Genomic DNA, 20,486 nt, shown 5'->3' with positions numbered 1-20,486 from the left:
GAGGCGCCGCCGCCCCCGCCCCGGCGCGGTGACATTCCGCCGCGTGGTCCGGGCGGACGACCCGCGCGTGGTTCGGGCGGACGTCCCCCGCGCCCGCGCCGCAAAAGGCATTGGGGCCGCTGGCTGTTGCTGCTGGTGGTGATCCTGCTCGTCACACCCGTCGCCGCGACGATCTACCTGGATCGCTCCCTCGATCGCATTCCGGTGCTCGCCGACTATTCCGGCCGGGTGGGCAAGACCGCCGGAACCAATTGGCTGCTCACCGGATCCGACAGCCGCGTCGGCCTCACTCAGGATCAGGAGCGCGAGCTGTCCACCGGCGATCAGGCCGATGCCGGGGGCGAGCGCAGCGACACGATGATGCTGGTGCACATCCCGAAATCGGGTCCCACCACGATCGTCAGCCTGCCCCGCGACTCCTATGTGCAGATTCCGGGCGTCGGCCGCGACAAACTGAACGCGGCCTTCTCCGCCGGCGGCCCGAAACTGCTGGTGCAGACCGTCGAAACCGCGACCGGACTGCATATCGATCACTTCGCCAAGATCGGCTTCGGCGGCTTCGCGGGCATGGTCGACGCCCTGGGCGGAATCGATATGTGCCTGCCGGATCCGATCGACGATCCGCTGGCCGGCATCAACCTGCCCGCCGGATGTCAGCATCTGACCGGCGCGCAGGCGCTCGGCTTCGTGCGTACCCGCGCCACGCCGCGCGCGGATCTGGACCGGATGAACAATCAGCGGCTGTTCCTGTCGGCGCTGCTGAAGAAGGCCGGCAGTGCGGGCACCCTGGCCAATCCGTTCCGCGCGTGGCCGCTGGCCACCGGCCTGGTCGATTCGCTGCAGGTCGACAAGGGCGACCACATCTGGGATCTCGCGAGCCTCGGCTGGGCGCTGCACAGCGATACGGTCGCCACGACCGTGCCGATCGGCGGATTCGACGACGTCTCCAGCAGCGGCAACGTGCTGCTGTGGGACAAGGCCAAGGCGAGCCGGTTCTTCGAGGCCCTGGCCTCGGACCAACCGATCCCGGAGGATCTGCTCACCAGGTAACGTCGGAGTCATGTCCGATCGGCCCTTCAGTGAACTGCTCCGAGATCAGATCCGGCACGAGTTCACCGCCGCCCAGCAGTATCTGGCGGGCGCGGTGTATTTCGACGCATTACGGCTGCCGAGATTGGCGCAGGTGGCCTACGACGGCGCCGACGACAAACGCGCCCACGCGCTGCGCATGGTGCAGTATCTGCTCGATCGCGATCTCGAGGTGCGCGTCGGCGGCCTGGACGAGATCGTCTCGACCTTCGAATCGCCGCGGGCCGCACTCGAATTCCTGCTGCGCCGCGAGGAACAGCTGACCGCGCAGATCACCGCGCTCACCGGCGCCGCCCGCGAATTCGACGACTACCTGGGCGAACAGTTCACCCAGTGGTTCCTCGAGGATCAGGTCACCGAGGTGGCCCGGATGAAAACCCTGCTCGCGGTGTGCGAACGCGCCGACGGAAATCTTTTCGATGTCGAGCAGTTCGTCGCCCGGGAACTGCGCGCGACGCCGCGAGCGGATACTTCAGCGCCTAGAATTGCGGGGGCAGCGCGAATTAAATAAGGCAAGTATTGCCTTAGTTAGTATTGCCTCGATAAGGGTGCACTTGGATGACAGCCGTAATTTTCGCGGCTAATCTCGTGCGCATGTCCAGCCACCCCGAATCCCCTCGCAGCAAGTTCCACTCCCTGCTTCACGATCAGATCCGGCATGAATTCAATGCCGAACACCAGTACATCGCGATCGCAGTGTGGTTCGACAATGCCGATCTGCCGGTGCTGGCCAAGCATTTCTACAAGCAGGCGGTCGAGGAACGCAATCACGCGATGATGATCGTGCAGTACTTCCTCGACCGGGATATCCAGGTCGAGGTCGCGGGCATCGACGGCGCGAAGTCGAAATTCGAGAACGCCCGCGAGCCGATCGCGCTGGCGCTGCAGCAGGAGAAGACGGTCACCGACCAGATCGTCCAGCTGGCCAGCACCGCCCGCGAGGAGGGCGACTACCTCGGCGAGCAGTTCATGCAGTGGTTCCTCAAGGAGCAGGTCGAGGAGGTCGCGCGGATGAACACGCTGCTGACCGTCGCCGACCGCGCCGGTTCCAACATGTTCGACCTGGAGAATTTCGTCTCCCGCGAGATGAGCAGCCCCAGCGATACCTCGGGCGCGCCCTCGGCGGCCGGCGGCTCCATCTGAATCGAAGTTCGGCACGCGAGCTCGGCTCCGGGGGCCTCGGAGCCGAGCTTTTCGCGTTCACTTACCGGGGCTGAGCGAATTGGTTCCCTCTTTTAATTCCGCCGTCCGACGGATCGGATCGGTATGGAGTAACCCAACTCACCCACACTGTGGAACTTGAATTTTTCAGAAATTTCTCGAAGAAATTCGATCGGCTAACGCAGGGTGACCTGACGCGACCGCAGGCCGTCGCGCGAACGCCGCTCATCGGAGGTCAGCGGGGCGTCGGAGGCCAGGGCCTGCGCCAGGCGCGCACCGAACTCCTTTGCGGGCGCGACCCATTCACTGGCATGCCGCTCGCGATCGAGATCGAAAACCGGGACCAGCAATCCGTGGGTGCGGAACGATCCGGCATAGCGCGAACCCTCGCCCAGCTGCAGACCACCGGCCGCGTGCACGCGGGCCAGCGCGAGCATGAGCGCGTCCTCGTCCTCGGGACGGACCCAGCGCAGATGCGCCTTCTCCCCGGCATCGACCCACCACGCGGCGCCGATCGAATCGCCGCCCAGCTCGAGCCGATCCGAGGGCATGATCGCCTGATTGGCCTGCTCGATGGTCGCGGCCACCTGCGGATCGGGCTGCACACCCTCGGGCACCCACCAGTTGAAGTTCTGGTGCACGGTCAGATCCAGGCCCGCGCCCGGATCGATGACCTCGGTCAGGGCCGGGGTGGCGCCCTCGAATTCGGCTGCGGCAGACAGCGATTCACCCGGCGTCGCGGCCTGCGTCCACAGAATGGCCGCCGCCAGATCGGCACCCGGATTCGCGGACTGGAACTGCGTCTGCGCGGCGACGAATCCGGTCGGCTCGTCACCCGCCCGCACCAGCGCGGCCACGGCCCCGGGCAGCACGGTGGCGAGGGTGACCGGTCGCTCGGCGGCCACACCGGAGGCCAGCTTCAGCGTCGCGGTCGCGGACGGCACGAACTCCCGTAGCGCGACCAGATCGCATTCGGCGGCCAGCCCGGCGAACGGGCGCGTGACGGCAGCGGCCGCCTCTTGCTGCGCAGCGCGGCGCTCGGCGAGGCGCTGGGCCCGATTGCTGTCGGGCTTGGGACTGTTGCGCTTACTTTTACCCACGAAAGCAGAACCTACAGCGTCACCGGCGGCAACGGACGCAGGGGCGCGACAAGGTGATTCAGACGCTCGAGAGAACCGCCTTGGTGCGCCCGGGGTGGTTGGTGGCGATCCAGCTGACGCCGAGATCGGCGCACAGCTGCACATCCTCGGGATCGTCCACGGTCCAGCAGTAGGTGGCCCGGCCGGCGGCGGCCGCCTTGTCGACCAGATCCGGGTGGTCGCGCAGGGTTTTCACCGAGGGGCCGACGGCCGTCGCGCCCACGGTGGTGGCGGCGCTGCCGCCGAGGTAGCGCGAGGATTCGCCGAGCAGCACGGTCGGCAGCAGGGGGGCCGCGCGCCGAATGCGCCAGACCGCGGTCGCGGCGAACGACATCACCACGGCGCGCGAATGATCGGCCGAGGCCGGGGTCGCGATGCCGAAGCGCTGCAGTTCCGCCAGCACCTTGGCCTCCACCAGCGCGCCGTAGCGCACCGGATGTTTGGTCTCGATGAACAGTTTGGTCGGGCGGCTGCGCCAATCCAGGACCAGCGTGATCAATTCGCTCAGCGTCAGCACCGCGGCGGGCGCGCCCTCGACGCCGAAGTCCAACTGCCGCAATTCGTCCAGGGACATCTCGCTGACCAGTCCGGTCCCCGACGAGGTCCGGTCGACCGTGCGGTCGTGCACACACACCAGATGGCCGTCGCGGGTCAGGCGCACATCGCATTCGACGCCGTCGGCGCCCTCCTGCAACGCCAACTCGTAGGCGGCCAGTGTGTGTTCCGGGCGCGTTCCGGACGCGCCTCGGTGCGCGACCACGAACGGCGCGCGACTACCCCGGCTCACTTCGCCATGACCTCCTCCTGCTCGGACCCCGGCGCGGGCGCCGCATCCGTTCCGACATCTTTCCCGACGACGGATTCGGATGCGCGGTCGGCAGACTCGGTCACCGGACGCACCGGCTCGATCACCGGTTCGACCGGACCCGTGGCCGCGAGCCACCGCTTCGGCATCCGCACGCGACCGCGCAGGTCACGGCCCTCGCACAGCCTGACCACCCACAGCGACAGCACGGCGACGGCCGCGGCGACCAGATCGGTGTAGAGGGTGAACATCACACCGTCGGCCTGCGCCTGCAGCGTGCGGGTGAACCGCCAACACAGCGCGGCGACCACCAGCACGCCGTTGAGCAGCCAGGCGCCCCACCAGATCCGCACGGCGCGCAGTATCCGGGGATCGCCGGCGCGCGCGGCCAATTCGGTCAGGAACACCCCCGGCCAAAGCAGATTGACGACGGGAATCAGGCAGCCGCACAGCAGCATTCGCGGCGAGCGCGGATCCTGCCGCCCCGTCCGGGCGTAGGCCGCGCGGCGGGCCCCGACCAGCCAGCCCGCCGCGGCGATCGCGCTCAGCAAGGCGAAGGCCCCGGCCAGCACCGACGTCAGCACGACCGAAGCGTCGGAGAGGAACAGCAGGGCGGGATGGATCAGCCGAGTCCGATTGCGCAGCAGGACGAGATAGCGACCCGCCTCGGCCAGCGCGGCCACCGCGAAGAACGCGGCAGTGGTCATCAGCAGCCCGGCGGCGCGATCGGTGAGTCCGGCCAGCCGGTCACGCGGGCCGGGCGCGGATTGCGGCGGGGCGTCGCGCAGACCCCAGCGCGGAATCTCGGTGTAGCGCGGGGTATTCGGATCGCGCAGGGTGGCGGGACGCGCGGCGCGGCCGTCGCGGGGGCGGCGGCCGGGCGGTCGCGCGACCCAGCGATAGTTGCGCCGCTCGGGCGGCGCGTCGACCGAGGCCGGGGAGAGCAGAACGCCGCGGCAGCGGGGGCACCAGTGCATCGGGTTGCCCCGCACCGCCCAGCGGGCGCCGCATCGGGCGCAGGGCTGTACGACCGTGCTCACCGCCGAACCTCCGCTTCCATCAGTAGATCTTGGCCTCGTGATCGCCCTCGGCGGTCAGCGGCCGCCCGGACTTCTGCCACGCCACCATGCCACCCACGACGTTGAAAGCATCGAAACCGACATGGGTCAGATACTGCACGACCTGCATCGACCGGCCGCCCTGCCGACAGATCACGTAGATCTCGCGGTCGTAGTCCAGCTCATCGATGCGGGCGGGCACATCGGTCATCGGAATATGCACGGCGCCCGGGGCGTGTCCGAGCTGCCACTCGTCGTCCTCGCGGACATCCAGCAGCAGGGCCGGGGCGGCACTCGACTCGCGGCCCGCCGCGGTATCGAATTCGGCAGGCACGGCGTCCACCGGCACCGACGGAATTTCGGGGCTCGTCACGGTTTCGATCCTGCCACGGGCGCGGGACGGGCGCGGAGTTCCCCGACCAACCTGCGGTCTGTTTTGACCCCGATCTACTAGACGCGCGCCTGCCGCAGCCCCAACCTGTGCATATGCCCAGCCCAGTTATCCACATAATCCACAACCTGATCCACAGGTCGGGCAGTGCAGACCAATCGGTCGTATGTGAAATCTCGGAACATTCCGACGCGAAGCGGGCGATCGATCCGGGACTCCCCTCCTCATCCCGGAGCGACCGTCCGCCCACCGACCCCCTACAACCAGTTGGACGGCACGCCGGCGGGTTCGGTTCCCATCGCGCGCGAAAAAAACGACAAACCTTGCCGAGAAATCGAAATCTCGGGGTCTTGCAGGCAGTATCGGTAGCCTGGGTGCCATGGACGCGAGCAGGGGGTTAGTCGACAAATTGGATACGACAGGTCTGAACACAGCATTGGCCGAGGCCACATGCCTCGCGGTGACCGCCGATCCCGCGGCCGCCAGAATTCGCCTTGAACTGGAGGTGCTGACCCTGCCCACGGAGGGTGAGCCGCCCCAGGACAGCCGGGTGTGGCTCACGCTGACCGGGGTCAGCCGGGTCGCCGCCTCGCTGCGCGTACAGAACTGGGACGATATCGAGCCCAAGGTCTTCCCGCTCGCCCTCGACGGCCTCGGCGAGGCCATCGCAAGCTTCGGCGGCGGCGCGCTGCACGGCTGGGAATTCATCGACGTCGACGACAGCAGCTGGTCGCTGTGGCGGGAGCTGCTCAGCTTCGACACCGTGGTCAGCGACCGTCCGGCCGCCCACGTCCTGGAGTTCTCCCAGCAGGAGGGCGTCGATCCGCGCGAACTCGACGTGCGGGTCTGGTTCGAGAACATCGAAATCGAAACCGCCGCCGGGCGACCCATCGCGCCCGCCGATTTCATCGCGGGCGGTCAACGCTGGTGGGAGGCGCACGACCACTGCGATCCGCGCACGATGCTGCCCGACGTCGCCCCGCCGATGTAGGAGATCAGGCGGTCGGCGCGGTACAGCTGACGCCCGTGGCGTGCACGGGACAGTAGCCGCCCGGATTCTTTGCCAGGTACTGCTGGTGGTACCCCTCGGCGTAGAAGAATCCGGGCGGTACCGATTTCGGATAGGGGACGACCGGAGTCGGGACCGGGTGGATCTCGGTGGTGATCTCACCGAATCCGGCCGCGGTCAGGCGCTGCTGATAGGCCGCCGCGGTCTCGCGCGCGATCTCCAACTGATGCTCGTCGAGGGCGAAGATCGCCGAACGATACTGCGTGCCACGGTCGTTGCCCTGGCGCATACCCTGCGTCGGGTCGTGATCCTCCCAGAAGTGCTCGAGCACGCCGCGATAGTCGAGCACCTCGGGATCGAACACCACCAGCACGGCCTCGGCATGTCCGGTCCGGCCGGAACATACCTCCTCGTAGGTCGGATGCGGGGTGAATCCGCCCATGTATCCGACCGCGGTCGTATAGACACCGTCGAGCTCCCAGAAGCCCTTCTCCGCACCCCAGAAGCAGCCCATCGCGACCACCGCGAGCCGCATGCCGTCGGGGAACGGCGGGCCGAGCGGATGGCCGTTCACATAGTGGATCTTCGGCGCCGAAACCGGCTCCGCCCGCCCGGGCAGAGCCTGCTCGGGCGTCACCATGACCGGCGGCGGAAGCCGCAGCCGCCCGGCCAACTCGTCGAGCCACGACATGCCATCGATGCTACGCGCGGCCAGCTCCGGCCCGTTTGGGGTTTACGTTCAGGGAAACTCGCGGGGTATTGGAATCCGGGGGGATCGAACCCGGTTGCAATCGAGCGGGTGTACGAATGATGGTTGGGTGCGCACGACAAGTCCGTGCGCACACGGCCCGACATCATGAGGAAGGGACATCGTGGCTGAGTACACGCTGCCAGATCTGGATTACGACTACGGCGCCCTGGAGCCGCACATCTCCGGGCAGATCAACGAGCTGCACCACTCCAAGCACCACGCGGCCTACGTCGCCGGTGCCAACACGGCGCTCGAGAAGCTGGAGGCCGCGCGCGAGTCCGGTGATCACGGCGCGATCTTCCTGCACGAGAAGAACCTGGCCTTCCACCTCGGTGGGCATGTGAACCACTCCATCTGGTGGAAGAACCTGTCGCCCAACGGCGGCGACAAGCCCACCGGCGAGCTGGCCGCCGCGATCGACGACCAGTTCGGTTCGTTCGACAAGTTCCGCGGGCAGTTCACCGCGGCCGCCAACGGCCTGCAGGGTTCGGGCTGGGCCGTGCTGGGTTACGACACCCTGGGCCAGAAGCTGCTCACGTTCCAGCTGTACGACCAGCAGGCCAACGTGCCGCTGGGCATCATCCCGCTGCTGCAGGTCGACATGTGGGAGCACGCCTTCTACCTGCAGTACAAGAACGTCAAGGCGGACTACGTCAAGGCGTTCTGGAACGTCGTCAACTGGGCCGACGTGCAGGACCGCTTCGCCCGCGCCGTCTCGCAGGGCAAGGGCCTGGTCTTCGGATAAGAGCCGACCCGTAACGGGCCCGCGAACCCTCGTGGTTCGCGGGCCCGTTTCATGTTTCCGCGCTGTTACCTGCGGGTTGGCACTCTCTGGTACTTGTGTGCCAGACATTGTTTGCGTCATTCTCGGGTACTCACAGGGCACCGGACGGGCTCGCGGGAGGCATCTGATGCGCAGCAACGATCATGTCGGCGTCACGCCGTTCCACTCACGCGGTTCACTGCGGGGATTCGTCATCTCCGGTCGCTGGCCGGACACCACCAAGGAGTGGGCCCAGTTGCTGGCCCTGGCCGTGCGGGTGGCCAGCCTGCCCGGACTGCTCACCACCACGACCGTCTTCGGCGCGCGCGAGGAACTGCCCGATGATCCGGCCCCGGGCACGGTCGGGCTGGTCCTGGCCGAGGGGCCGGTGCTCGGCGAGGAGGCGCTGTCGCCGGGCCGGTTTGCCGCCCATGTGCCGCCGGCGCTGATGATGTTGCATCCGCCCTCGGAGACCCGGCCCTCGCTGCCCGAGTGCGTAGGTGCGGCCTCGGGCTGCGTACTGCTGCCGGGCGTACCGCATCTGGGTCTGGAACACCGCGCGGCGTGGGTCGAGGCGGAGTCGGACGGGACGGTCACCTCGATGGTCAGCCGGGTCGGCGTGGATCCGAGCAGCGATCCCGACACCGCGGTTCTGGCCATGCTGCTCGCCGCGTGACGGGCCGCCTGCCGGGTTCTCGAGGGTTACCGAAACTTCATGGGTGGTATCCCAAACTTATTGCGCGCATTGCTATTTCGCGGATAGCCACTTTGCGTACAGCGCACGCCGCGGGTAGGGTGGGCGACAGCGAAGGGGAGTAGCCCGCAATCGTGTGGTCGACATACTGATCCGAGACCCGGATCCGGCCAGGCGAACCGGTCCCATCCGGTGGGCGAGACCTTCGGCCGATGACAAGACCAACCGATTATTCGGATGCGTTGTCGGCTGAAGGCAACCCGTCTTCGGCCGGCAGGCCGAAGACCTGGGAGCCGTTTTCATGATCGCCACGATATTGCTGAGCTTCGGCGTGCTGTTCGTCGCCGAACTCGGTGACAAATCGCAGCTGATGGCATTGACCTTCGCGCTGCGCTATCGCTGGTGGGTCGTCCTGTCCGGCATCGCGGCCGCGAGCGTCGCGGTGAATCTGATCGCCGTGGCCGTCGGCCACTTCCTGGGCGCGGCGCTGCCCACCGATCTCATCGCCGTCATCACCGCCGTAATCCTGCTCGGCGTCGGTCTCTGGACATTGCGCGAGGTGCGCGAGCCCGCGGCCGAAGCCGATGAGGAACCGGCCGCGCCGAAGTCCGGCCGCGCGCTGTTCGTGGTGGTCTCGGCCTTCCTGCTCGCCGAACTCGGCGACCGGACCATGTTCGCCACCATCGCCCTGGCCTCCCAGCACGGCTGGCTCGGCGTCTGGCTCGGCTCGGTCGCGGGCATGGTCGCCGCGGGCGGTCTGGCGATCGCGGTGGGCATCACGGTCGGCAAGCACATTCCCGAGCGCGCCATCGCCCTCGGCTCGGGCCTGCTGTTCCTCTACATCGGCGCGGCCACACTGCTGTCGACGCTGGAACTGGGCCGGGTCGCGGAGATGGGCCTGGCGGCCCTCGCGCCGATCGCCGCGGGTCTGGCGCTGTGGGTACGCGGTCGCCGGGCGGGCGCGCCGACCGCGGCCGCCGATCGCGAACGCGCCGAAATCGGCGACGCGCGTTAGACGTTCGCCGATCCGTACAGCTGCCCGCCGCGGCGGACCATATCCACCAGCGGTTCACGCAACGCGCGCAGACCGTCCAGATCCTCGGCGGCGACGCGGGCGGTCACCAGCGCGCCGATCGCGGCGACCAGGGTCTGGCAGGCGAAGCGCTGCTCCTCGGTACTCGCGCCGAGTGCCTGGCCGAGCAGGGCCGTGAACGTCTCCTGCAGCGTCATGCGGCGAGTGATCGCCGTCGGCCCCGCGGCGTAGACCTCGACCAGATACAGCCGCGCGTAGGCCGGTTCGGCGACCAGGCCCTCCAGATAAGCGTCCAGGATGCGGTCCAGCCGCCCCGGCTCCGAATTCGATTGCGCCCCTACGGTTGCGTCGATCCGCGCGAGCAGCAGTTCCACCGCGCGCTCGTAGGCGGCCTCGAAACAGTCCTCCTTGGAGCGGAATTGCTCGTAGAAGGTCTCCCGCGACACCCGGGCGCGCTTGATGATCATCGCGACCGAGGTCTTCACATAACCGTTCTCGGCCATCACCTCGGCCATGGCGCTCAGAATGCGTTCGCGCTGGGACTGCACCACGGTCTCGCGGGGCAGACCGTGGCGGCCACGGGGCAGTTGGCGGACGGTGAGGCCCGGCTCCGGCATGCGGCAACTCCGTTGTTGTGCGATCGACGATTCGCTGGCCGCTCCATTCTGCGCCGAACCGACCATCCCCCGACCGATCTGCCCGGAACGCCGGTTAGGGTGCGTAACGACGGAGGGCCAGCGAAGGGCCGTCACGAACGAGAGGACCATAACACCGTGGAGATTTCCGGCTCCGCCGCAATCATCACCGGCGCTGCGTCCGGTCTGGGCGCCGCGACCGCCAAGCGCTTCGCCGATCTGGGCGCGACCGTGTTCGGCCTGGATCTGCAGCAGTCGATCGAGCGCGCGGGCGACAGCGTCCCCGCGGGTGTCACCCTGATTCCGACCGACGTGACCAGCAACGACGAGGTGGCCGCCGCGGTCGCCAAGGTCGTCGAATCCGGTGTGCCGCCGCGCATCGTGGTCAACTGCGCCGGTGTCGGCTGGGCGGGTCGCATCCTGTCCAAGAACGGCCCGCACGATCTGGAGCTGTTCCGCACGGTCATCACCGTGAACCTGCTGGGCACCTTCAATGTCATGCGCCTGGCCGCCGACGCCATCGCCAAGACCGAGCCGGTCGACGAATACGGCCAGCGCGGCGTGGTCATCAACACCGCGTCGGTGGCGGCCTTCGAGGGCCAGATCGGCCAGATCGCCTACTCGGCCTCCAAGGGCGGCGTCGCCGGTATGACCATTCCGGCCGCGCGCGACCTGGCCCAGTTCGGCATTCGGGTCAACACCATCGCCCCCGGCATCATCGACACCCCGATGCTGGCCGGCGTCACCGAGGAGTACCGCAAGGGCCTCGAGGCGGGCGTGCCGTTCCCCTCGCGCCTGGGCCGCCCGGACGAGTACGCGCAGCTGTCGCAGTACATCGTCGAGCACGACTACCTCAACGGCGAGACCATCCGCATGGACGGCGCGCTGCGCATGGCCCCGCGGTAATCACACCGATCCGGTCGGCGCCGGGCGAATCCACAGGATCGCCCGGCGCAGGCTGGCGACCGTGGCCTCGGCCACGGCCTTGGTGACGAAATGGCCGACGGCCGTCACCACGAACAGCACCACGATCGCCGCGGGCGCCCAGGACCAGGTGAGCGACAACATGATCCGATCGAACGCACCGCGCGGCTGCACCACCGGCTCCCAGCTGTTGAGCCGCACGAAGCGGCCCAGGAAGATGCCGACCGCGCACAGCAGATGCAGCGTGAGCGTGATCGGGGCGCGCCAGTGCGCGCGGCCGATCCGGTCCAGGAATCCCCCGAGCTCGGCAAGCGCCAGATAATAGGCCAGGAAGCCGGATCCGATCAGCCCGGCGTACAGCGGCAGCACGGTGGTGACCACCGGCCCGTCCGCCACGAAGCGCACGTCGTAGCGCAGGTGCACGAGATCGGTCACCACATAGGGCGCGTTCGGCAGGAACAGCACGAACAGTACGAGCCCGCCCCACCACAGCGGCGACCACGGCACCCGCCCGGCCCGGAACAGCAGCAGCGCCAAGCCCACCGGAATCCACGCCAGCAGCGTGTTCCAGGACATCCAGAAGAAGTTCCGCTGTAGCAGACCCAGCAGGCTGGGCGTCACGGCATCGACCACATCCATGAATCCATGATGCCGAGAGCCGCGCACCGAACCCGCGAACAGCGAAGACCCGCACCGAAATCCGGTGCGGGTCTTGGTATTCGAAGCTCGGCGGCGTATCAGACCGCGCGAACGCCCGAAGCCTGCGGGCCCTTCTTGCCCTGGGTGATCTCGAAGGTGACCTGCTGGCCCTCTTCCAGACCCCGGTAGCCGGAGCCGTCGATCTCCGAGTAGTGTACGAAAACGTCGGGGCCGCCCTCATGGGCGATGAAGCCGTAGCCCTTTTCCGAGTTGAACCACTTCACGGTTCCCTGAACCATCTGTCGTCTCCTGACGAGTTGTTATGTCGACCCCACGGTCGTGGGACCGGGTCGCATCAGACGGCGACTTGCAACTTGCCTCGCAAGGAGAAAACCGACGCCCGCACAATGTTCCGCGCGAGCCCGAGTGGTAACACGAACATGCTGAAAACTGCGACCCTCATGTCTAACGTATGCCCCTGCGGGAAGTTCCCGCAGGGGTGTTCCGTTATGACCTGGGTCACAGCGTAGCGGTCAGCCGATCGGTGAGCACCTTGGCGAAGTGCGCCGGGTCCTTCAATTCCCCACCCTCGGCGAGAACCGCTGTGCCGTACAGCAATTCGGCCGTGGCCCGCAGATCCTCGGCCTTACCGGCATCGGCGTCGGCCTTGCGCCCGGCGTACGCGTCGCGCAGACCCGTCACCAGGGCGTGATCCGGATTGAGCTCCAGGATGCGCTTGGTCTCCGGCAGCGCCTGACCCGAGGCCCGGTACATTCGCTCGAGCTGCGGGGTGAAATCGAACGCGTCGCCGACGATGCAGGCCGGGGAGGTGGTCAGGCGGGCGGACAACCGCACCTCCTTGACGCTGTCGGCCAGCGTCTGCTGCAACCAGGTCAGCATCTCGCCGAAATCCTTGCTCTGCTGTTCGCGCAGCTGCTCCGAGGCTTTCTTCTCCTCCTCGGACTCCAGATCCACCTCGCCCTTGGCAATGGACTGGAACTGCTTGCCGTCGAACTCCGGCACCGAACCGACCCACATCTCGTCGACCGGATCGGTGAGGATCAGCACCTCGCGCTCCTTGGCCAGGAATGCCTCGAGGTGCGGGGAGTTCTCGATCTGCTGCCGGGATTCGCCGGTCATGTAGTAGATCTGGTCCTGACCCTCGGGCATCCGCGCGATGTACTCGGCGAGGGTGGTCGGCTCGTCGGTCGAATGGGTCGACGCGAACGACGACACCTGCAGGATGGTCTCGCGATTGTCGAAATCCGACAGCAGACCCTCCTTGAGGACTCGGCCGAACTCCTTCCAGAAGGTCTGGTACTTGGTCTTGTCCTCGGCGTTCTGCAGATCCTTGACCGTCGAGAGCACCTTGCGCACCAGCCGCTTGCGGATCATCTGGATCTGCCGGTCCTGCTGCAGGATCTCGCGAGAGACGTTGAGCGACAGGTCCTGCGCGTCCACCACACCCTTGACGAAGCGCAGATACTCCGGCATCAGCTCCTCGCAGTTGTCCATGATGAACACCCGCCGCACGTACAGCTGCACGCCGCGCTTGGCCTCGCGCATGAACAGATCGAAGGGCGCGTTCGTCGGAATGAACAGCAGCGCCTGATATTCGAAGGTGCCCTCGGCCTTGAGCGGAATGATCTCGAGCGGATCGTCCCAGGCGTGGCCGATGTGCTTGTAGAACTCCTTGTACTCCTCCTCGGAGACCTCACCGCGCGGCCGCGTCCACAGCGCCTTCTGCGAGTTGAGGGTCTGCTCCTCGAGGATCGTCTTCTCCTGCTTGTCCTCGCCCTCACCCTCGGTGACGGTGCGCTCCACCGGCATACGAATGGGCCAGGCGATGAAATCGGAGTACTTCTTGACGATTTCGCGGAGCTTCCACTCCTGGGTGTAGTCGAAGAGGTGATCCTCCTCGTCGGCGGGCTTCAGCTGGACCGCGACCGAGGTGCCCTGCGGGGCGTCCTCGACGGTCTCGATGGTGTAGGTCGGGCTGCCCGCGGTGGATTCCCAGCGGGTGCCGGTGGCCTCACCCGCCTTGCGGGTGGTCAACGTGACCTTGTCACCCACCATGAAGGTCGAATAGAAGCCGATGCCGAACTGACCGATCAGCTCCTCGGCGGCCGCCTCGGATTTGGCCTCGTTCAACTGCCGGCGCAGCTGGGCCGTACCGGATTTCGCCAGCGTGCCGATGAGATCCACGACCTCGGCTCGGGCCATGCCGATGCCGTTGTCGCGGACGGTCACGATCCGGTTGTCGCGGTCGACCTCCAACTCGATGTGCAGATCGGAGGTGTCGACCTCGAGGTCCTTGTCCCGGAACGATTCCAGCCGCAGTTTGTCCAGTGCGTCGGAGGCGTTCGAGATCAGCTCGCGCAGGAAGATGTCCTTGTTCGAATAGACCGAGTGGATCATCAATTCCAGGAGCTGATGGGTCTCGGCCTGAAACTCGAGTTGTTCGACGTGCTCAGTCACGTCCAGATATTACGAAACCCGGACCGCGGAAGTCTCCCATACCCGGGACCTCGGTATCGGCGCTGGGCGTACCGGGGGTTTTGGGATCCATCCAGTCGCGCAGCACCTTGGTCGCGCGGACGTCGTCCTCGTTGTACTCGAGCAGCCGGGTGCGCTGGGTGAGGTCGATCTCGCCGTCGTAGCCGACCGCCTCCCGATACCAGCTCATCGACGCCTCGCCGCCGGCCTCGGGATCGCGCCAGGAGAAACCCGCCACCGGCGCGATCTTCTTCAGGCCCTTACCGCCGGGGCAGATGAACTGTTCCGAGACGGCCTGGAACATGTCGACCCACTGCGGGCCGTCGACGAAATCGCGGATCTCGGATTCGGTCGGTATGCCCGGCATCCCGGCGAACCGGCGGGCCGACTCGTAGAGCCACTTGTCCTCGGCGGTGCGCGAATAGCAGTACGCCGCAAAGGTTTTCCCCGCCGCGGCCGCCTCGGCGCGCACATTCATCAGCCAGGTCCAGAATTCGGCGAACGAGCGGGCCTCATCGGTGGTGGGCAGCGGATCCCAGGAGACGAACGGGCGGTACACCCCGTCCAGCAGTGTGCCCCACAGATACGCGCCGAATTCCTGGAAACTCTCCAGATCGACGTCCACCTCGACATCCGCCCGCTGCACCCGGACCCGCTCGACGCGGCGCACCAGCGGCGCTCCGGAGATCCAGGCGCGGGCGGTGACCACGGTCTCGGCGAACGGCTCGTACTGCCAGTCGTCCGGATCGTCGCCGGTCCAACCGGCCAGATCCTCCACGGTCTCCACGCCGTGGCGACGCAGCAGTTCCGCGCGCGAACCCGGGGCGACCAGGCTGATATCGCGATGTTCGACCAGCCAGCGCTCACAGCTGGGCGCCTCCGGCGTGGCCGAACGCGACCACCACGGGCACTGCCTGCATTCGGGAACCTTGGACGGCACGGTCGGCAGTTCGCCGCGCACCACCGCGATCCGATCGGCGTAGCGGCGGTCGTAATCGTCGAGCAGCGGGCCCAGATCGTGTACCAGGATGCGATCGAAGTGGTAGCCGATCGCGCCGCCGACCAGCGCCGGACTGGCCATCCCGTGCCGCTGCAGCATGCGGTACAGATGCGCCAGGCGCTGCTGATCGCGCGGCTGGGTGCGGATGCGGACATGTCGGTCGGATCGGGGCCGCCAGCGGTACAGGTCCGAGGTGAGCGGATGGAAATCGGCCGGATCGGGCTGGCGCGGATCGGTGACCTTGTGATTGACCACGATGACCGGGATGTAGCCGCCCCGATCGTCGTCGCGCAGCAGAATCTCCGCGCCGCCGCGGCGGCCGGTATCGGGCTCCTGCGGCAGCAGCGCGCCCCAGATGCGCGCGACGCCCTCGGCGCAGGCGCGCATGGTCGCCTCGGCCCGCTCGGCGGCCGATCGGGTGGGGTCGATGATCACCCACTGCTGCGGGGCCGCCGCGACGAGGGTGTCGCGCACCCGCTCCCGATGCGCCGCGGCCGCCTCGCGCCGCTGTTTGACCCCCGCGTCCTCGGTCACGCCGGACAGCACCTCGGGATGGGTGGCCTCGAGATGCAGCCGATGTCGGCAGCCGATCAGCGATCGCGCGTCCACATACGCCACCCGCTCGACTTCGCCTGCGGCGGCGGCCTTCTCGGCGCCGTTCACCGAGCCCGCGACGCGCCCGGGCGTAGGGGCCGCGGGCGCGGGCGCGGTGGAGACCACGGCCGCCCGCCGCACGTCCTCGCCACCGTCCCGCTCGCGACCTTCCCGGTCGCCACTGCCCGAATACACGTAATGCAGTATGGCCCCCACCCCCGACAAGACCGTGAACCACACTGCACAGAGCGGTTGCGGATCGAGCGTGCCCTCGCAACGGCTCGGGCCGAACCGATATGGTTGGCGCAAACCGTGTGGCTCGATGACGGAGGCCTTTTCGATGGGGTTGTTCACCAAGCGCAAGCGGCGCCCGGACCGCAAAGCCGAGGCGAAAGCCCTCAAGCACAAGGCGAAGCTGGAGGCCAAACTCGGCGCGCGCAACCAACGCAAGCGCGACCGCGCGCACGCGCGCAACCAGCGTGAGGTGGCCAAGCAGCAGGTGGCCACGCTCAAGGCGGAGGAGAAGGCCGCGCTCAAGGCGGCCGAGCGGGCCGAGCGCGAACTGCTCAGCGCCGGACAGGTCAAGAAGTATCTCGGCGTGGCCCGGGTGCTGGTCCCCGTGCTGGCCCCGCTGGCGTATCGGGCGGCCACCTTCATCCGCGGCCAGATCGATACCCGCCGCGCGCATCGGCTCGGCATCGGCCTCGAGCAGCTGAGCGATTTCAGCGGGCACGGCGGTCGACTGCAGGCCCGCATCGCGGGTGTCGAGGCCACGCTGGCCGAACTCGAGAATCGCGCGGGCGCCGACGCGGACGCCAAGAAGTTCATCGCCGCCACCCGCGACCGCCTCGACAGCCTCAATGCCGCGGTCCGCACGGCCGAGCAGATGCCCGCCGCGCGTCGCCGCGCGGTGCACGCCTCCATCTCCACCGAACTGTCCGGCATCGAGGCGGACCTGCTGGCCCGTTTGGGTGTTCGATAATCGAAATATGCACCGCGGCAAGCCATACCGGCCGGTGAGCTGTGCGGCGACCTGATGCGCGCGCCCACCGGCCCCGATCGAACCGCTGAACCGAGACCTCGGCGCGGGCGCACGGTCGTGCGCGGATATCTGGTCGGCGCGACGATCGCGGCCTTGGCGATTGCCGCACACGGCATCTCCGGCGGCGGTCATCCCGGTTCGACCGGGCTGACCCTGCTGGTATCGGTCGCGAGCGGAATCGGCGCGCTGGCCGGAACGCTGCCCGCGCACACCGAGCGGGCGCGGCGGGCCGCGCTTGTCGCGGCGCTGGTCGGCGGGCAATGGGTCGGGCATGAGGCGCTCACCGCACTGACCGGGCATCAGCACGAATCCGCGCGCGCGGCACTGCCTTTCGCATCCCGGCTCCCGTTCCCCGTGATGCCCGCGGCCCATGCGCTCGCCGCGCTGCTGTGCGCACTGCTCATCGCCGCCGCCGAACGGCTGTATTCGGTTGTCGCACAGGTCTGTCACGCGGCCGTCGACCGCCCCGGCGCGCCCGCGGCGCCCGCCGCCGCGCTCCCCCGGCCGATCACGTTCTCCCACCCCTATCGCCTCCTGCCCGACGGCAGGCACGGCCCGCGCGCGCCACCGCTGCCGGTGTGATCACACCCGCACACCCATCCCCGACAGCGAAGGCGAAAACCCCTATGTCCATCGTGATCTCGCGCGCCCTCGTGGCCGCGACCGCAGCCGCCGGACTGGCCGTGCTGGCCACCGGAACCGCCGCCGCCCATGTGACCGCCGATGCGCCCGGCGCCACCCAGGGCGGCTACGGTGTCGTCACCTTCAAGGTGCCGACCGAATCCGAGACCGCCGCCACCACAAAGCTCAGCGTGCAACTGCCCGGCGTGTCCTCCGCCCGTCCCGAGCCGCTGGCCGGGTGGAGCACCAAGGTCGACAAGAACGACAAGAACCAGGTCACCGCCGTCACCTGGACCGCGGATCCCGGTAATCCGGGTGTCGGACCGGGCCTGTTCCAGCGCTTCGTGCTGTCGGTCGGCCCGCTGCCCAAGCAGAGCACCGTCAGCCTGCCCGCCACCCAGACCTACAGCGACGGCAAGGTCGTGGCCTGGGACCAGCCGACGCCGCCGAGCGGCGAGGAGCCCGAACATCCCGCGCCCACACTGACTCTCGCGGCGAGCAAGGGCGGCGACGCGCACACCGCCGCCGCGGCCACCGACGAGCACGACAGCGCCGACAACACCGCGCGCTGGCTCGGCGGCATCGGTCTGGCGCTGGGCGCGCTCGGCGCGGCCCTCGGCCTGGGCAGCCTGATCCGGAGCCGACGGTCATGACGCGCCGACTACTCGCGGGACTGCTCACCGCGCTGCTGGCCGGTGGCCTGGCCCTGCTGACGGCCGGTCCGGCGGCGGCGCATTCCACCCCGGTGGCCAGCGAACCGGCCGACGCGGCCTCGATCGATGCGGGCCCCGCGCGGGTGAGCGTGACCTTCAACGAGAATCTCCAGCCCAGCTTCCCGTCGCTGACCGTCGTCGGACCGGACGGAAACCGTTGGGACAAGGGTCAGCCCGTCGTCGACGGCCCCACGGTCAGCGTGCCGGTCGGCGATCTCGGGCCGACCGGCAAGTACACGATCGCCTACCGGGTCACCTCCGCCGACGGCCATCCGGTCAGCGGCACCCGCACCTTCACCCTCACCAAACCCGGCACCGGAACGCCCGGCCCCAAGGCCGGCGCGTCGAGCAGTTCGGGCGGTGAGGAGGGCGGCTCCGGCGGAGTTCCGGTGTGGGTCTTCATCGTCGGCGCGGTCGTACTGTTCGGCGGCGGCCTGGCCGTGGCGCTGCTGGGCGGCAAGAAGAGTCGCAAGCAGTCGTGAACAAGGCGATGACCGGCGGCAGTTCGACCGCCCTGCGGTCGGTTCTGCTGCTGGTCGTCCCGGCCGCACTGCTCGGCGTCGCGCTGGCGTGGGCGCTGGCCGCACCCGACGCGGTGCAATCGGAGGCCCCGGTGCGGGCGCTGGCCGACTGCGCGGGCGCGATCGTGCTCGGCCTGGCCGCCCTGCCCCGATTGCACGAGCGGCTGACACCGCCGTGGCGGCTGCTGGCCGCGTTCGGGGGGCTGTGGACCGCACTGGAATTCGCGGTGCTGGCCTGTGAGGCCGCGCAGGTGGTCGGGGTGCGGGTAGCCGGACTGCGGGCCGGGGATTTCGGCACCTATCTGACCCGGATCAGCGGCGGTCAGATCGGCATCGCGATTCTGGTCGGTACCGCGGTGGTCACCGGCTACTGCGCGCTGGCGTATCGGCGGCCCGCGCACGCGGCGGCCGAACCCGTCCTGGTCTTCGCCGCGGTGGCGCTGGTGCTGCGCCCGATCACCGGGCATATGTCCCAGCAGGCGCTGGGTTCGGTCCTGGGCGCGGTGCACGCGCTGGCCGCGGCGGGTTGGTTCGGCATGCTGCTGGCCCTGGCCCTGGTGTTGCGCACGCGCGGCGAATGGGCGGTGGTACTGCCGCGCTATTCGGGGTGGGCGCTGCCCGCCGCGGCGACGGTCGCGGCGACGGGGGTCTGCAACGGCCTGGTCCGAATGAAGGCACTGACACCGCTGTTCGACACCGGTTACGGCCGCGTCCTGCTGGCGAAGACCGTCCTCATGGCCGCCCTGCTTGCGCTCGGCTGGTGGTGGCGGCGCGCCTGGGTGCCGCGGGCGAGTGAACATCGCCTGTCCGCGCAATCCTCGCTGCGCCGGGCGATCGGCGAGGTCGTGACCATGGCCGTGGTCTTCGGCCTGGCCGCGACGCTGGCCGTCACGGCGTGATCTGCGGGCGCACCGGGCACCGATTACCCTGGCCGCCATGACCGAAGTGAAGATCGTGGCGGAGTGCGCCGCGTCGGCCGAGACCGCGTTCGCCTATGTCAACGACTACCGGAATCTGCCGAAGTTCATCACCGAGGTTCACAAGTTCACCCCGACCACCGAGCAGACCGAGGGCGTGGGCGCCACCTTCGACGGCGATATCAAACTCGGCCCGGCCCATCTCAGTTCGCGCATCCAGGTTGTGCGGTGGGAGCCGGATGTCGCGATCGGGGTGAAGTCCATCAAGGGCTTCGAGATCGAATCCACCTTCGTCTTCCACGCGAAGGGTGAGAACGCTTGCACGGTCGACGCGATCGTCGACTACCGGGTGCCCGGCGGGATCGCGGGCAAGCTGCTGGGCAAGACCATCGAGCCGTTCGTGAAGCTCGCGGTCAAACATTCGACACACAACCTGACCACGCAGATCGCGGCGTTCCACCTCGTCCGGGAACGCTGAGCAACGTCTCAGG

24 protein-coding genes are annotated in these 20,486 nt (G+C 68.2%); 14 read left to right on the top strand and 10 right to left on the bottom strand.

The features are described from left to right. From NP4_RS28670 to NP4_RS28660, 3 genes are all read left to right on the top strand, one after another. Positions 1-1,050 (top strand): LCP family protein (locus NP4_RS28670; RefSeq protein ID WP_255285561.1); only part of this gene is annotated, 1,050 nt, incomplete at its 5' end. Between the two features lie 10 nt (positions 1,051-1,060). Next, positions 1,061-1,600, top strand: a complete 540-nt coding sequence (locus tag NP4_RS28665; RefSeq protein WP_068004540.1) for a ferritin — start codon at positions 1,061-1,063, stop codon at positions 1,598-1,600. A gap of 83 nt (positions 1,601-1,683) precedes the next feature. Then, positions 1,684-2,232, top strand: coding sequence for a ferritin (locus NP4_RS28660; protein ID WP_068004538.1), 549 nt, complete (start codon positions 1,684-1,686; stop codon positions 2,230-2,232). 194 nt (positions 2,233-2,426) lie between these two features. Here the strand turns inward: NP4_RS28660 and NP4_RS28655 are convergent, their stop codons facing one another. Genes NP4_RS28655 through NP4_RS28640 form a run of 4 tightly spaced genes read right to left on the bottom strand, consistent with a single transcriptional unit; the run spans position 2,427 to position 5,625 of the window. Next, entirely contained in the window at positions 2,427-3,350 is a 924-nt protein-coding gene (locus NP4_RS28655; RefSeq protein ID WP_068004536.1) for a DUF5926 family protein, read from the bottom strand. 58 nt (positions 3,351-3,408) lie between these two features. Continuing rightward, a complete protein-coding gene (locus tag NP4_RS28650; RefSeq protein WP_068004534.1) occupies positions 3,409-4,176 on the bottom strand; it encodes a glycerophosphodiester phosphodiesterase in 768 nt (255 codons plus the stop codon). Then, positions 4,173-5,234: a DUF4328 domain-containing protein gene (locus NP4_RS28645; RefSeq protein ID WP_068004531.1), complete on the bottom strand. Its 1,062-nt coding sequence runs from the start codon at positions 5,232-5,234 to the stop codon at positions 4,173-4,175. Before NP4_RS28645 ends, NP4_RS28650 begins: the two co-directional genes overlap by 4 nt. 19 nt (positions 5,235-5,253) lie before the next feature. Beyond that, positions 5,254-5,625 carry a rhodanese-like domain-containing protein gene (locus NP4_RS28640; protein WP_082876300.1) on the bottom strand — a complete coding sequence of 124 codons (372 nt, stop codon included), beginning with the start codon at positions 5,623-5,625 and terminating at the stop codon, positions 5,254-5,256. 397 nt (positions 5,626-6,022) lie between these two features. On the opposite strand from NP4_RS28640, the gene NP4_RS28635 reads away from it, so the two are divergent. Continuing rightward, positions 6,023-6,634, top strand: a complete 612-nt coding sequence (locus NP4_RS28635; protein WP_068004529.1) for a hypothetical protein — start codon at positions 6,023-6,025, stop codon at positions 6,632-6,634. A gap of 4 nt (positions 6,635-6,638) precedes the next feature. On the opposite strand, the gene msrA is transcribed toward NP4_RS28635, so the two are convergent. Continuing rightward, positions 6,639-7,343: a peptide-methionine (S)-S-oxide reductase MsrA gene (msrA, locus tag NP4_RS28630; protein ID WP_068004527.1), complete on the bottom strand. Its 705-nt coding sequence runs from the start codon at positions 7,341-7,343 to the stop codon at positions 6,639-6,641. A 181-nt stretch (positions 7,344-7,524) separates the two neighbouring features. On the opposite strand from msrA, the gene NP4_RS28625 reads away from it, so the two are divergent. From NP4_RS28625 to NP4_RS28615, 3 genes are all read left to right on the top strand, one after another. Next, positions 7,525-8,148, top strand: a complete 624-nt coding sequence (locus NP4_RS28625; protein ID WP_062503145.1) for a superoxide dismutase — start codon at positions 7,525-7,527, stop codon at positions 8,146-8,148. 166 nt (positions 8,149-8,314) lie between these two features. Next, a complete protein-coding gene (locus NP4_RS28620) occupies positions 8,315-8,842 on the top strand; it encodes a peptidase (RefSeq protein ID WP_068004524.1) in 528 nt (175 codons plus the stop codon). A gap of 319 nt (positions 8,843-9,161) precedes the next feature. Next, the gene (locus NP4_RS28615) at positions 9,162-9,875 is read left to right on the top strand and encodes a TMEM165/GDT1 family protein (protein WP_068004521.1); all 714 of its coding nucleotides are present in this window, start codon (positions 9,162-9,164) and stop codon (positions 9,873-9,875) included. Here NP4_RS28615 and NP4_RS28610 read toward each other — a convergent pair. After that, positions 9,872-10,510: a TetR/AcrR family transcriptional regulator gene (locus tag NP4_RS28610; RefSeq protein WP_068004576.1), complete on the bottom strand. Its 639-nt coding sequence runs from the start codon at positions 10,508-10,510 to the stop codon at positions 9,872-9,874. The genes NP4_RS28615 and NP4_RS28610 overlap by 4 nt on opposite strands. A 156-nt stretch (positions 10,511-10,666) precedes the next feature. Between NP4_RS28610 and NP4_RS28605 the strand changes: the two genes are divergently transcribed. After that, on the top strand, positions 10,667-11,434 hold the full coding sequence (locus tag NP4_RS28605; RefSeq protein WP_062503138.1) for an SDR family NAD(P)-dependent oxidoreductase: 768 nt from the start codon (positions 10,667-10,669) through the stop codon (positions 11,432-11,434). Here the strand turns inward: NP4_RS28605 and NP4_RS28600 are convergent, their stop codons facing one another. From NP4_RS28600 to NP4_RS28585, 4 genes are all read right to left on the bottom strand, one after another. Further along, complete coding sequence (locus NP4_RS28600) at positions 11,435-12,091, bottom strand: DUF1361 domain-containing protein (RefSeq protein WP_068004519.1); 657 nt, start codon at positions 12,089-12,091, stop codon at positions 11,435-11,437. Between the two features lie 98 nt (positions 12,092-12,189). Beyond that, positions 12,190-12,390 carry a cold-shock protein gene (locus NP4_RS28595; RefSeq protein ID WP_068004516.1) on the bottom strand — a complete coding sequence of 67 codons (201 nt, stop codon included), beginning with the start codon at positions 12,388-12,390 and terminating at the stop codon, positions 12,190-12,192. Positions 12,391-12,610: 220 nt separating this feature from the next. Then, entirely contained in the window at positions 12,611-14,569 is a 1,959-nt protein-coding gene (htpG, locus tag NP4_RS28590) for a molecular chaperone HtpG (protein WP_068004515.1), read from the bottom strand. Further along, positions 14,562-16,376 (bottom strand): TM0106 family RecB-like putative nuclease, encoded by a 1,815-nt coding sequence (locus tag NP4_RS28585; protein ID WP_082876306.1) that lies wholly within the window; start codon positions 16,374-16,376, stop codon positions 14,562-14,564. Before NP4_RS28585 ends, htpG begins: the two co-directional genes overlap by 8 nt. 145 nt (positions 16,377-16,521) lie before the next feature. On the opposite strand from NP4_RS28585, the gene NP4_RS28580 reads away from it, so the two are divergent. From NP4_RS28580 to NP4_RS28555, 6 genes are read left to right on the top strand one after another with little or no spacing between them, the layout of a single operon-like run. Then, positions 16,522-17,163, top strand: a complete 642-nt coding sequence (locus NP4_RS28580; protein ID WP_068004514.1) for a DUF6474 family protein — start codon at positions 16,522-16,524, stop codon at positions 17,161-17,163. A 54-nt stretch (positions 17,164-17,217) separates the two neighbouring features. Next, positions 17,218-17,805: a hypothetical protein gene (locus NP4_RS28575; protein ID WP_147288085.1), complete on the top strand. Its 588-nt coding sequence runs from the start codon at positions 17,218-17,220 to the stop codon at positions 17,803-17,805. Between the two features lie 44 nt (positions 17,806-17,849). Then, positions 17,850-18,497 carry a YcnI family copper-binding membrane protein gene (locus tag NP4_RS28570; protein WP_068004512.1) on the top strand — a complete coding sequence of 216 codons (648 nt, stop codon included), beginning with the start codon at positions 17,850-17,852 and terminating at the stop codon, positions 18,495-18,497. Beyond that, the gene (locus NP4_RS28565; protein ID WP_068004504.1) at positions 18,494-19,039 is read left to right on the top strand and encodes a copper resistance CopC family protein; all 546 of its coding nucleotides are present in this window, start codon (positions 18,494-18,496) and stop codon (positions 19,037-19,039) included. Before NP4_RS28570 ends, NP4_RS28565 begins: the two co-directional genes overlap by 4 nt. 8 nt (positions 19,040-19,047) lie before the next feature. Beyond that, positions 19,048-19,977: a CopD family protein gene (locus NP4_RS28560; protein WP_068004571.1), complete on the top strand. Its 930-nt coding sequence runs from the start codon at positions 19,048-19,050 to the stop codon at positions 19,975-19,977. Positions 19,978-20,014: 37 nt separating this feature from the next. Then, positions 20,015-20,473: an SRPBCC family protein gene (locus NP4_RS28555; RefSeq protein WP_068004502.1), complete on the top strand. Its 459-nt coding sequence runs from the start codon at positions 20,015-20,017 to the stop codon at positions 20,471-20,473. Positions 20,474-20,486: the final 13 nt, after the last annotated feature.

Origin of the sequence: Nocardia pseudobrasiliensis NBRC 108224, assembly GCF_001613105.1 — a bacterium.
Lineage (GTDB): Bacteria > Actinomycetota > Actinomycetes > Mycobacteriales > Mycobacteriaceae > Nocardia > Nocardia pseudobrasiliensis.
This window is presented reverse-complemented; position numbering and strand designations above follow the sequence as displayed.

Bases quoted from the DNA above. Each gene is read 5' to 3' on its own strand.
- NP4_RS28565 (WP_068004504.1), top strand. From the start codon at position 18,494: ATGACGCGCCGACTACTCGCGGGACTGCTCACCGCGCTGCTGGCCGGT.
- msrA (WP_068004527.1), bottom strand. From the start codon at position 7,343: ATGTCGTGGCTCGACGAGTTGGCCGGGCGGCTGCGGCTTCCGCCGCCG.
- NP4_RS28595 (WP_068004516.1), bottom strand. From the start codon at position 12,390: ATGGTTCAGGGAACCGTGAAGTGGTTCAACTCGGAAAAGGGCTACGGC.
- NP4_RS28615 (WP_068004521.1), top strand. From the start codon at position 9,162: ATGATCGCCACGATATTGCTGAGCTTCGGCGTGCTGTTCGTCGCCGAA.
- NP4_RS28610 (WP_068004576.1), bottom strand. From the start codon at position 10,510: ATGCCGGAGCCGGGCCTCACCGTCCGCCAACTGCCCCGTGGCCGCCAC.
- NP4_RS28620 (WP_068004524.1), top strand. From the start codon at position 8,315: ATGCGCAGCAACGATCATGTCGGCGTCACGCCGTTCCACTCACGCGGT.
- NP4_RS28555 (WP_068004502.1), top strand. From the start codon at position 20,015: ATGACCGAAGTGAAGATCGTGGCGGAGTGCGCCGCGTCGGCCGAGACC.
- NP4_RS28575 (WP_147288085.1), top strand. From the start codon at position 17,218: ATGCGCGCGCCCACCGGCCCCGATCGAACCGCTGAACCGAGACCTCGG.
- NP4_RS28635 (WP_068004529.1), top strand. From the start codon at position 6,023: ATGGACGCGAGCAGGGGGTTAGTCGACAAATTGGATACGACAGGTCTG.
- NP4_RS28660 (WP_068004538.1), top strand. From the start codon at position 1,684: ATGTCCAGCCACCCCGAATCCCCTCGCAGCAAGTTCCACTCCCTGCTT.
- NP4_RS28600 (WP_068004519.1), bottom strand. From the start codon at position 12,091: ATGGATGTGGTCGATGCCGTGACGCCCAGCCTGCTGGGTCTGCTACAG.
- NP4_RS28665 (WP_068004540.1), top strand. From the start codon at position 1,061: ATGTCCGATCGGCCCTTCAGTGAACTGCTCCGAGATCAGATCCGGCAC.
- NP4_RS28580 (WP_068004514.1), top strand. From the start codon at position 16,522: ATGGGGTTGTTCACCAAGCGCAAGCGGCGCCCGGACCGCAAAGCCGAG.
- NP4_RS28560 (WP_068004571.1), top strand. From the start codon at position 19,048: ATGACCGGCGGCAGTTCGACCGCCCTGCGGTCGGTTCTGCTGCTGGTC.
- NP4_RS28570 (WP_068004512.1), top strand. From the start codon at position 17,850: ATGTCCATCGTGATCTCGCGCGCCCTCGTGGCCGCGACCGCAGCCGCC.